The organism is Streptomyces sp. NPDC059477 (genome assembly GCF_042749375.1).
GTDB lineage: Bacteria > Actinomycetota > Actinomycetes > Streptomycetales > Streptomycetaceae > Streptomyces.
Genome location: NZ_JBHYUG010000047.1, coordinates 1 through 11,284, shown reverse-complemented (window position 1 = coordinate 11,284; position 11,284 = coordinate 1). Strand labels below are relative to the sequence as shown.

Genomic DNA, 11,284 nt, shown 5'->3' with positions numbered 1-11,284 from the left:
GGTATCGATTCCGGCCACTCGCCCGGTGCGCGGCCCTCGCACGCGAAGAGGCCTGCCTGTCCGGCGGCGCGTACCAGGCACTGCTGGATCCGCCACCGGGCAAGGGGCCTCGGCATGACGACTGAGTGGGGGACTCTCAGGCGGGGAAGGTCAGTCGGACCGCCCCCGCCCGACAGCCGCGACGAATCCGGCCCAGGTGCTGGGTGCGAACGCGAGCCGGGGGCCGTCGTACGCCTTCGAGTCCCGTATGTGGACGGTGGTGCGGTCGGTGGCGAACTCGACGCACGCACCGCCCTCGCCGCTGCTGTAACTGCTCTTCAACCAGTTCAGCTGCATGGGCTGCTCGCTGCTCATCGTTCCCCCAGCATCTTCTCGATCAGTGCCCTGCTCTCGCCGGGCGTGAGGGCTTGGGCTCTGATGCTGCCGTGGCGTGCCGCCAGGATACGTACCTCATCGGGGTCAGTGATGAGGCGGCTGATGTGCTGGACCTCCAGGTACGCCACCCGGTGCTTTCCCTTGGGGGCCAGCGAGATGAACGGCCCACCCTCCGAGAGGGCGTCGCAGGACGGACTCCCGATGGTGAAGGTGAGGGTCGGCGCGGGCCATCGCCCGAACAGGCGCTGCCGGTCCAGCCGGTCTGCCATGCGCTGTTCGATGGTCTCCTCATCCAGCAGCGGCTGCCGCGGGGTGAAGACGACCCGCGCGTGCGCCTGCGTCTGGAGCAGACCGGGGATGGCCAGCGAACTGTAGTCGTGCGGCTCGACGGCCTTCTGCTCCAGGTCGGCGTGATCCCGGAACCACTCCGGATGCCGTACCCGTCGTCGCTCCTTCGCCTGCTCCACGGCGCGGAACAGCTCCGCGACCTCCTCCGAGCCCGCCGGGTCCTCGGCGTCCGCCCCGCCGCGTGCCACCATCGCGTGCCACCCACCCGTTCCCGTACCACCCACCCGTTCCCGAAGCCGCCCGTCGCCTGCCGGCGGCCAGCACGACCGGTCACGCTCCGTATCGCGTCGACCACTGCTCACCTACGGCGCTCGGTCACCCTCTGTGAGACGAACCAGGAACGGCCTCAGTCACGAAGCGCACCCGCCGTGCCGGTGGAGTCGCGTGGGGGAATGGGACGGCGCATCTCCTCGTATCCGCTCACGTACTCCGTGTGCTGCACGCCGATGAAGTGGTCGAACACGATGCTGGTGGTGGTTGCGGCCACAGGGCCCGTGCTGAGCCTCGTGGCGACAAAGTCGCGCAGTTGGGCGCTCGATGTGCACGCGACATGGATCAGGAAATCGTCCGGACCGCCCATGAAGAACACATTGAGCACCTGTGGGAATCGAATGACCCGGCCCGCGTAAGCCTTCACCTGATCCCGGGCCTGGGCCTGGAGTCGCACGAACACGATGGCCTGGATAGGAAATCCGAGCGCCTCGTAGTTCACGAAGGTATTGATCGACTTGATGACACCCAGTTTCTCAAGTCGTTTGATCCGGGCGTGGCACGTGGACGGGGCGATGCCTGCCTTGCGTGACAGGTCGTTGTTGGATATCCGGCCGTCCGTGGTCAGTTCCCAGAGCAGAATCTCGTCGATCTCGTCAATCTTTATCTCCCTGGACCGCTCGTTCACGTAGCCCCGCATGGGTGACCTCCTTGTGCAGAGCCTGGGCCGATGAGTCGCGGCCTGTCCGCGAGACGGCAGAACTTTCGGAGGTGCCCAGGCGATTTCGACCCTGAGCGAAGAATCTGCCTGAGTCAAGCGTGTATCCGCAGAATGTTCAGACCCAGCGGCGTTCCGGCGAAGGTTCTCCCAGCATGGGTGTCAGGTCAAACCCGGGACGGTTCGGCGCGGCGTATGCCACGCACCTTTCGCCGTACACGCGATGCGGCGCGGGGCTCGCCGCTACCCGCCCCGGCGCCGTCACGACCCTGCAAGGGAGCAGCAATCCAGTGATTCCAGCAAAGGACATGCCCGAACGGAAGGCGCGGCTCGACCAGTTGGCCGACCGCGCGAAGTTCATCCGGCTCGAAACGGTGCGGCTCTCCAAGATCGCCGGAGCGGGCCACTACACCTCCTCGTTCTCGGCCGCGGAGCTGTTCGCCGCCCTGTATTACTCGGTGCTGAACTACGAACCGGCGGATCCGAGGTGGGCGGACCGGGACCGGTTCGTGCTCAGCAAGGGACACGCCGCGATCGGTCTGTACCCGGTGCTGGCCGACGTGGGCTTCTTCGCCCCGTCCGAACTCGACACCTACACGCGTCTCGGCAGCCCGTTCGGCGACCACCCCGACATGAAGAAGATCCCCGGCATCGACTTCAGCTCGGGTTCGCTCGGCCACGGGCTGTCGATCGCCGTCGGCATGGCGCTGGGCGGGCGGATCGGCGACCGGCCGTATCGGACCTTCTGCATGCTCGGCGACGGTGAGCTGCACGAGGGCCAGGTCTGGGAGGCGGCCAACGCCGCCGGCCATTACCGGCTGGGCCGGCTCGTCGCGATCGTCGACCGCAACAAACTGTGCATCGACGGATTCACGGACGACGTGATGAGCGTCGAGCCGATCGAGGACCGTTTCCGCGCGTTCGGCTGGCAGACCCACCGGGTCGATGGCCACGACCTCGACGCTCTCCTCGATGTGTTCGACGCACTGCCCGACGCGCAGGACGGCCCACCGCAACTCATCGTGGCGGACACGGTGAAGGGCCGCGGTGTGCGGCTCATGGAATACAACCCCGACTGGCACGTCGGCAATCTCGTCGGCGCCGACTACGACAACGTGATCGCGGAATTGCAGGCGGGCCTGCGACCGCTGGAGGCAGCAAAGTGACCGCGACTCAGGACCAGGCAGAGATCTTCGGCGGCGGCGCGACCGAGCTGCGCGACAAGCGCTCCTTCGACGGCAGCGACGTCAGCTCCATACCGGCGTTCGTATTCGGCGAGGAACTCGCCGAACTCGCCGACGGCGACCCCCGTATCGTCGTGCTCACCGCCGACCTCGCCAGCGCGAACCGCGCCACCGACTTCGCCGCGCGGCACCCTGGACGCTTCTTCAATATGGGCATCGCCGAGAAGGGAATGATCACCACCGCGGCGGGCATCGCATCGTGCGGCTATGTGCCGTTCGCCGCGACATTCGCCTCGTTCTCGGCGTTGTTGTGCGCGGAGCAGATCCGCACCGACTGCGCCTATCCGCGGATGCCCGTGCGTATCGTCGGCCACCATTCCGGCATGTCGATGGGGTTCTACGGGACCAGCCACCACGCCCTGGAAGACCTCGGTGTCCTGCGCACGTTCGCCGATCTGATGGTGGTGTGCGCGACCGACGAGAACCATCTGCGCGCGGTGTTGCGGGCGTCGGTGGACCATCCGGGCGCCATGTACATCCGGCTCGGCCGCGGTCGCGATCCCGAGGTCTACGCCGACGTCCCCGATATCACGCTGGGCAAGGCGATTCGGCTGCGCGAGGGCACGGACCTGACGATCGTGGCCACGGGCAGCGAGGTCAGACCCGCTCTGGACGCCGCTCGATCCCTCGCCGCGCAAGGCGTCAGCACGCGCGTCGTCGACATGCACACCGTGGCCCCGCTGGACGTCGACGAGGTGCTGGCCGCGGCGCGCGACACCGGCGCCATCCTGACCGTCGAGGAGCACAACGTCACCAACGGGCTCGGCACGGCCGTCGCCGAGGCACTGTTCGAGGGCGGGGCACGCGCGATTCCGTTCCGCAAACACGGCGTGCCCGACGAGTACATCCCCGTCGGTCCGCCCGCCGCGCTGTACGCGAAGTACCGTCTCGACGCCCCCGGCATCGCCGAGGTCGCCAAGGAGCTGCTCCGATGATCAACAAAAATGACACCGGCTGGGCCAAGCGGTCACAGATGGTGATCCCCGGCGGGATCTACGGGCACATGGCCGTGCGGGGGTTCTCCGACACGTTGCCGCAGTACATGGCCTACGGCGACGGCTGCCGCGTCACCGACACCGACGGCAACACCTATGTCGACTTCATGTGCGGGTGGGGCCCGGTCGTGCTCGGACACCGCCACCCCACGGTGCAGCGGGCGGTGGACGAGCAGCTCCGGCGGGGCGACTGCCTGAACGGCGCGCCGCCGGTGATGGTGGAACTCGCCGAGCTGCTGGTCGACACCGTCGCGCACGCCGACTGGGCACTGCTGGCGAAGAACGGCACCGACGCCACCACCACGTCGGTGACGATCGCGAGGGCGGCGACCGGACGGCGCAGAGTGCTGATGGCCAAGGGCGCCTATCACGGCGCGGCGCCCTGGTGCACGCCCGTCACCGCGGGCGTCACCCCGGAGGACCGCGCGCACCTCGACTACTTCGAGTTCAACGACCTGGAGTCGGTGCGCGCCGCCGCGGCGCGGGCCGGCGACGATCTGGCCGCCGTCATCGTCTGCCCGCACCGGCAGGACGTGCATCGCGACCAGGAGCTGACGGACCGCCGGTTCGCCCGCGGGCTGCGGGAGCTGTGCGACCGGACGGGTGCCGCGTTGATCCTGGACGACGTCCGGTGCGGCTTCCGGCTCGACATCGCGGGGAGCTGGGAATCGATGGGCGTGCGGCCCGACCTGTCGGCCTGGTCGAAGGCCATCGCCAACGGGTACGCACTGGCGGCGGTGACCGGCACCGATGCTCTGCGGGACGCGGCGAGCCGGATCTATGCGACGGGCTCGTTCTGGTTCTCCGCGGCGTCGATGGCGGCGGCTGTCGCCACCCTCACCGAGCTGCGCGAGACCGACGCGCTGGACCGCATCGCGCGGGCGGGTCAGCGGCTGCGCGACGGGCTCGCCGCGCAGGCGTCGGCGCATGGATTCGAGGTGATCCAGTCGGGTCCCGTGCAGATGCCGCTGCTGCGGTTCGCCGGTGACGACGACTTCACCCTGACCCGGCGCTGGACCGACGAGGCCGGCGCGCGGGGGGTCTATGTGCACCCGTACCACAACTGGTTCCTCGGGGCCTCGCACACCGATGCCGATATCGACGATGCCCTCGAACGCACCGACGGCGCGTTCGCGGCGCTCACCCGCTGATGAAGATCACCGGAGCGGTGCTGGAAGAGTCCGGGCGGGCCAGACCCTTCGCGACGTCACGCCCCATCACGGTCGGCGACGTCGAGCTGGGTGAGCCAGGTCCGACCGAGCTGCTCGTCAAGGTCGAGGCGGCCGGTGTGTGCCATTCGGATCTGAGCGTGGTCGACGGAAATCGCCTGCGGCCCACCCCGATGCTGCTCGGCCATGAAGCCGCCGGCACGGTCGTGGCCACGGGTGCGGCGGTGACCGACATCGCACAGGGCCAGCGGGTGGTGATGTCGTTCGTGCCCCGCTGCGAGCGGTGCGAGGCGTGCGCCGAGGACGGCCGCCTGCCGTGTGCGGCGGGCACGGCCGCCAACAGCGCGGGCACCCTGCTGCACCGATCCCGGCACCTGCGCCGGGGCGCCGAGACCGTCCACCACCACCTCGGTGTGTCCGCGTTCGCCACGTATGCCGTGGTCGACCGTGCGTCGGCCGTCGCTGTCGGGGCCGATATCCCACCCGAGGTCGCCGCGGTGCTCGGCTGCGCGGTCCTCACCGGCGGCGGCGCCGTGCTCAATGTCGCGAAGCCGGCGCCGTCGGACCCGGTGATGGTCGTCGGACTCGGAGGCGTCGGGATGGCCGCGATCATCACGGCGAAAGCACAAGGCGTCGACCGGGTCATCGCCGTCGACCCCGTCGACGCGAAACGCGACCGAGCGACCGATCTCGGCGCGACCGAGACCTACACACCCGCGCAGGTCGAGCGGCTGGGCATCAAGGCCCGCTACGTCATCGAATGCGCTGGACATGCCGGCGCGTTCGAGACCGCCTTCACCGCCACACGATCGGGCGGTACGACGATCACCGTCGGACTGCCTTCCCCGGCCGCGCGTGCGTCGCTGTCCCCGCTGACCTTCACCGCCGAAGCCAGAACGGTGGTCGGCAGCTATCTCGGCTCCGCCGTGCCGTCCCGCGACATCCCCCGCTACGCACAGCTGTGGCGGGACGGGAGACTCCCCGTGGAGAAACTCATCTCCTCGCGGATCGAGTTGGACCAGATCAACGAGGCGATGGACCTCCTCGCGGACGGCCTGGCCATCCGACAGGTGATCGTGTTCGACACGGCCTGATGCCTCCACGGCTGGGCCGCTTCCCGGCATCCGTGGCCGACGGGCGATTCTCCGCGCACCGAGCCGCCGCCGAAGAACTTTCGGAGCGGAGCGGCTGCGTATCGGCGGCGGGCTGAAGATCGCCGAAGATTCCCGCCCGGAATCGGTACGATCTTCGGATTTCGCTCGCTGGACAAAAGTGATCTGCATCATAGTCGGGACACATGCCGCGAGAGATCACGAAAGCATCCCCAGCGCCGACTTCGCCGCACTCCGGCGCAGCCCCGTCATCCCATCCCGAACCATTCAGCAGTGCGCCGCGCTCATGAGAGGAGCTCACAGATGAGCACCGAGACAGAAACCACCGAGACAGAAACCACCGAGACAGAGACCACCGAGACAGAAACCACAGAAACCCTTGTCCGGTATCGGATGTCGATCGCCGGACAGGACCGCGACAGCGCGTCCGGCGAGATCATCGAAGTCCGCAACAAGTTCGACGGTGTCATCATCGGCACCGTCCCCGCCGGCACCGCGGACGACGCGCAAGCCGCTCTCGACGCGGCGCGGGACGGCGCCGACCTCTGGTCCGCCACCCCGGCGTTCCGGCGGGCGGCGATCCTCAAGGCGGCGGCGGCCCGGATCCGCGCACGCCGCGACGAACTCAGCTCCGTACTGGCGGCCGAGAACGGCAAGACCCTCGCGAACGCCTCCATGGAGATCGACACGACCGTCCGGATCTTCGAGGGCTTCGCCGAGGAATCGCTGCGGCTGTTCGGGCAGACCGTGCCCCTCGGCATCCAGGAAGGCCTCCAGGCCGACCTGATGATCACCGTGCGGGAACCGCTCGGCGTCATGGTGGGCATCCTGCCGTTCAACTTCCCCGCCGAGCTGTTCGCCCACAAGGTCGGCGCCGCCCTGGCCGCGGGCAACGCGATCGTGGTGAAGCCGCCGGAGGACGACCCCATCGCGACGATCCTGCTGACCGAGATCCTGCATCAGGCGGGCGTGCCCGGCGCCGCGCTCCAACTGGTGACGGGGTACGGCCATGTGGTCGGCGACCACCTTTCGAAGAGCCCCGACATCGCCGCGGTCACCTTCACGGGCAGCACCGAGGTCGGCGCGGTCATCGCGGCCCATGCCGGCCGCAATGTGGTGCGGGTGTTCCTGGAACTCAGCGGAAACGACGCGTTCATCGTCTGCGACGACGCCGATATCGACGCTGCGGTCGACCATGCCGTCGCGGGGCGGATCTACGCCAATGGGCAGGTATGCGTCGCCACCAAGCGCATCATGGTCGCGCGCTCCCGCTACGACGACTTCCTCACCAGCCTGCGCGCCCGGGTGGAGGCCCTGCGCGTGGGCGACCAGACCGATGCCGACACCGACGTCGGGCCGCTGATCAGCGTCGACGCCGCCCGTGTGGTGGAACGCCAGATCCAGGAGGCGGTGGATCAGGGGGCGCGCCTGCTGGTCGGCGGCACCCGCGACGGAGCGTTCATCACCCCCGCCCTGCTGGAGATCGACACGAGTGTCGGCATCGCGACCGACGAGGAGATCTTCGGCCCGGTGTTCTCCGTGCTGGCCGTCGACAGTCTCGACGAGGCGATCGAGATCGCCAATGCCTCGCAGTTCGGGCTCAATGCCGCGGTGTTCACCGCCGATCTCAAGCAGGCCATCAGGGCCGGGCACCGAATCAAGGCCGGCATCGTCTCGGTCAACGGGGGCAATGCCTACCGGCCGGACGTGGCCGCGTTCGGCGGGTACAAGAAGAGCGGTATGGGCAGGGAGGGCATTGCCTACACTCTCGACGAATTCACTCAGGTCAAGAGCATCGTGCTGCGCGGAGTCATCACCGAAGACTGAGTCGTCCGGCAGGCGCACAGAATTCTCCTCGACCGCCCTATTGAATCGGCCTCGGTGTCCTCTTCACCCTAAGAATTTCGTCAGGAAGTCACGCACATGACCAGCTCACCGAAATCTCCATCCACGGCCACCGCCGTGGAGACACCGCCCGGTGGCGCGGCCAAGCTGCACCGTGGGCTCGGCGTCGGTTCCATCGTGTTCATGGTCGTCGCCGCGGCTGCACCGCTGGCTGTGGTGACCGCCAGTGTGCCGATCATCATCTCGGTCAGCGGCAGCACCGCGGCGCCGCAGTTCTTTCTCCTTGCGACGATCATCCTGGCGCTGTTCTCCGTCGGCTTCACGGCGATGAGCAGATATGTGCCGAACGCCGGTGCTTTCTACTCCTACATCCAGAGCGGACTGGGCCGACACGTCGGCGTCGGTGCGGCTGCGCTGGCACTCGGGTCGTACGGGGTGATGCTCGTGGGCCTCTACGCGTATCTCGGCGTGGCCACGACCAAGCTGCTGTCCGACATGCACATGGGCGTGCCGTGGTGGACCAGCGCCATCGGGTGGGTGCTGATCGTCGGCTTCCTGGGCTATCGCGATATCGAGTTGAGCTCGAAGGTGCTGGGGCTGCTGCTGGTCGCGGAGACGCTCGCCGTGGTGGTCGTCAACATCGGGATCATCAGTCACGGCGGGCAGGGCGGGTTCAGCTCCGCGCCGTTGTCGCCGTCCGAGTTCGCGACGGGCGCGCCGAGTCTCGGCCTGATGTTCGCGTTCTTCTGCTTCATCGGCTTCGAAGCCACCGCGGTGTTCCGCAATGAGGCACGCGACCCGGACCGGACCATTCCGCGCGCGACGTACATCGCCGTGCTGTTCATCGGCGTCTTCTACGCGATCGCGGCCTGGACGGTGGTCCAGGGGCTCGGCATCGGCGACGCCGTCGAGAAGGCCTCCGGGGAACCGGAGAGCGTCGTGCAGAATTTGGCGGTCACCTATGTCTCGCCGATCCTGACCGATGTGATCCAGGTGCTGCTGGTGACCAGTTTCTTCGCCTGTGTGCTGTCATTCCACAACGTCATCACCCGCTATCAATTCACGCTGGCGGTAAAGGGTCTGCTGCCGCGGGCCATGGCTGAGGTCGACGAGAAGCACCGTACGCCTTCGCGGTCGTCGCTCGCCTTCACCGCTGTTTCGCTGACCGCGATGGTGGCCGTCGCGGTGCTGGGCTGGGATCCGATTGCGCAGATCTACCTGTGGTTCTCCGGCGCGTCGACGCTCGGCTTGATAGCGCTGATGGCGATGACCAGCCTGGCCGTGATCGTGTTCTTCCTGACGAAGGCCCGCAGGCCCAGCCTGTGGCATGCGGTGATCGCGCCGGGGCTGGCCTTCATCGGGCTCGTCGTGATCATGGTGCTGGTCATCAAGAACTTCGGGCTGCTGGTCGGAAGCACCACCAACGCAATCGTTCTGGGTGGCGTCATCACCTTGACGTTCGCCTCGGGGATCGCCGTCGCCGAACGACTGAGACGCACGCGTCCCGATCGCTACGAGGCGCTGGACCGGAACGTCTGACCACAGGGCGCTGTGACGTGGTCGAGGGTCAGGTGGGCGGGTCCATGGGCTGCTCCCTCCACCCGGTACCGCACCGACGTCAGGGTGTGACGATGGCGAAGTCGGGGTCGGGATCTCCGAGGTGGCCGAGGAGTTCGGTGAGCTTGCGCGGGTCGCCCGCGATCTCGGCCCTGCCCTGGTCGGCGAGGTCGGAGAGATCGGCGGTGCCGAGGAGGATGGCCCGCAGGTCGGCCTCGCTCAGGGTGATGTCGGTGTCGGGTTCGCTCACTTCGGGTGTCGTACCGGTGGTGTGGACGAGGACGCCGTTGCGCAGGCGCAGGGTGACCGGGTCCGCGCCGTGCGGATGGAAGCGGATACTGAGGTCCGCGTGCCAGCTGCGGGGGCCGTCGACCCGGACGGCCAGGGAGTCGACGAGCTGGTCGAGAGTCAGGGCCGCCAGCAGGTCGGGCGAGTTGGTGGCGGTCGGGGTGCCCACGGAGCCGGTGCGCAGTTCGAGAGCCCCGGTCAGGTAGAAGTTGCGCCAGGTGCCGTTCTCGCTGCCGTAGCCGAGCTGTTCCAGGGCGTCGGCCTGAAGGGCGCGCGCCTCGGCGTTGCCGGGATCGGCGAACACGACATGGTTGACGACCTGCGCGACCCAGCGGAAATCGCCGGCGGCGAAGGACTCGCGGGCACGGCGCAGTACGTGTTCGGCTCCGCCCATGAAATCCACGTACCGCCTGGCGGCCTCGACCGGCGGATGCTCCCACAGATGGGCGGGGTTGCCGTCGAACCAGCCGATGTAGTGCTGGTAGACCGCCTTGACGTTGTGGCTGACCGAGCCGTAGTAGCCATGGGTGTGCCAGGCCCGTGCCAGCGTCGGCGGCATCTCGATCGTCTCGGCGATCTCCAGCGGCGTCAGCCCCTGGTTGAGCAGGCGCAGTGTCTGGTCGTGCAGGTAGGCGTACAGGTCGCGCTGCCCGGACAGGAACGCGAGGACCCGCTCGCGGCCCCAGACCGGCCAGTGATGGGAGGCGAACGCCACGTCGACGCGGTCCGCGAACAGCGCGATGGCCTCGGTGAGGTAGTGCGCCCACACATGCGGGTTGCGGACCTGCGCGCCGCGCAGCGTGAGCAGATTGTGCAGGTTGTGCGTGGCGTTCTCCGCCATGCACACCGCCGCCCGGTCGGGGAAGTGGATGTTGAGTTCGGCCGGGGCCTCGGTACCGGGAGTGAGGTGGAAGACCATCCGGATGCCGTCGACGGTCTCGCTCTGCCCGGTACGGGTGATGTCCACGGTGGGCGGGATCAGTCCGGCGGCACCGGTGGACGTCGTCTGGCCGAGGCCGGCACCGATCTGACCGCGCTCGCCCTTGGGCAGCGCCGCGCCGTACATGTAGGCGGCCCGGCGGCCCATGGCCGTCCCGGCGTAGACGTTCTCGCTGACCGCGTGCTCCAGGAAGCCCTCGGGGGCGATGACCGGCACCCCGCCGTCGATGTCCTCCTGGCTCAGGACGCCCCGGGCACCGCCGAAGTGGTCGATGTGGCTGTGCGTGTAGAGGAGGGCGGTCACCGGCCGGTCGCCCCGGTGGCGCCGGTACAGGGCGAGCGCGGCTGCGGCCGTCTCGGCACTGATGAGCGGATCGATCACGAGGACGCCGCGGTCGCCCTCCACCACGGTCATGTTCGACAGGTCGAAACCGCGCACCTGGTAGATGCCCTCGGTCACCTCGTACAGCCCATGCCGGGCGAC

9 protein-coding genes and 1 pseudogene are annotated in these 11,284 nt (G+C 68.2%); 6 read left to right on the top strand and 4 right to left on the bottom strand.

What is annotated here, in order from left to right; genetic code table 11:
* Positions 1 to 150 precede the first annotated feature (150 nt).
* From ACFXAZ_RS23075 to ACFXAZ_RS23065, 3 genes and pseudogenes are all read right to left on the bottom strand, one after another.
* A complete protein-coding gene (locus ACFXAZ_RS23075) occupies positions 151 to 354 on the bottom strand; it encodes a DUF397 domain-containing protein (RefSeq protein ID WP_384594308.1) in 204 nt (67 codons plus the stop codon).
* Positions 351 to 818, bottom strand: a pseudogene (locus tag ACFXAZ_RS23070) (Scr1 family TA system antitoxin-like transcriptional regulator); the annotation flags it as partial. The gene ACFXAZ_RS23075 and the pseudogene ACFXAZ_RS23070, both read right to left, overlap by 4 nt.
* 251 nt (positions 819 to 1,069) lie before the next feature.
* Positions 1,070 to 1,633: an Lrp/AsnC family transcriptional regulator gene (locus ACFXAZ_RS23065; RefSeq protein WP_384594305.1), complete on the bottom strand. Its 564-nt coding sequence runs from the start codon at positions 1,631 to 1,633 to the stop codon at positions 1,070 to 1,072.
* Positions 1,634 to 1,959: 326 nt separating this feature from the next.
* On the opposite strand from ACFXAZ_RS23065, the gene ACFXAZ_RS23060 reads away from it, so the two are divergent.
* From ACFXAZ_RS23060 to ACFXAZ_RS23035, 6 genes are all read left to right on the top strand, one after another.
* Complete coding sequence (locus tag ACFXAZ_RS23060; RefSeq protein ID WP_384594302.1) at positions 1,960 to 2,817, top strand: transketolase; 858 nt, start codon at positions 1,960 to 1,962, stop codon at positions 2,815 to 2,817.
* On the top strand, positions 2,814 to 3,830 hold the full coding sequence (locus ACFXAZ_RS23055) for a transketolase family protein (RefSeq protein ID WP_384594299.1): 1,017 nt from the start codon (positions 2,814 to 2,816) through the stop codon (positions 3,828 to 3,830). The genes ACFXAZ_RS23060 and ACFXAZ_RS23055 overlap by 4 nt, the downstream gene beginning before the upstream one ends.
* The gene (locus ACFXAZ_RS23050; RefSeq protein ID WP_384594296.1) at positions 3,827 to 5,041 is read left to right on the top strand and encodes an aminotransferase class III-fold pyridoxal phosphate-dependent enzyme; all 1,215 of its coding nucleotides are present in this window, start codon (positions 3,827 to 3,829) and stop codon (positions 5,039 to 5,041) included. Before ACFXAZ_RS23055 ends, ACFXAZ_RS23050 begins: the two co-directional genes overlap by 4 nt.
* Positions 5,041 to 6,153 (top strand): alcohol dehydrogenase catalytic domain-containing protein, encoded by a 1,113-nt coding sequence (locus ACFXAZ_RS23045; protein ID WP_384594293.1) that lies wholly within the window; start codon positions 5,041 to 5,043, stop codon positions 6,151 to 6,153. Before ACFXAZ_RS23050 ends, ACFXAZ_RS23045 begins: the two co-directional genes overlap by 1 nt.
* Positions 6,154 to 6,474: 321 nt before the next feature.
* On the top strand, positions 6,475 to 7,998 hold the full coding sequence (locus tag ACFXAZ_RS23040) for an aldehyde dehydrogenase family protein (RefSeq protein WP_384594290.1): 1,524 nt from the start codon (positions 6,475 to 6,477) through the stop codon (positions 7,996 to 7,998).
* 96 nt (positions 7,999 to 8,094) lie between these two features.
* The gene (locus tag ACFXAZ_RS23035; protein WP_384594287.1) at positions 8,095 to 9,555 is read left to right on the top strand and encodes an APC family permease; all 1,461 of its coding nucleotides are present in this window, start codon (positions 8,095 to 8,097) and stop codon (positions 9,553 to 9,555) included.
* A 79-nt stretch (positions 9,556 to 9,634) separates the two neighbouring features.
* Here ACFXAZ_RS23035 and ACFXAZ_RS23030 read toward each other — a convergent pair.
* Positions 9,635 to 11,284 (bottom strand): alkyl/aryl-sulfatase (locus tag ACFXAZ_RS23030; RefSeq protein WP_384594284.1); only part of this gene is annotated, 1,650 nt, incomplete at its 5' end.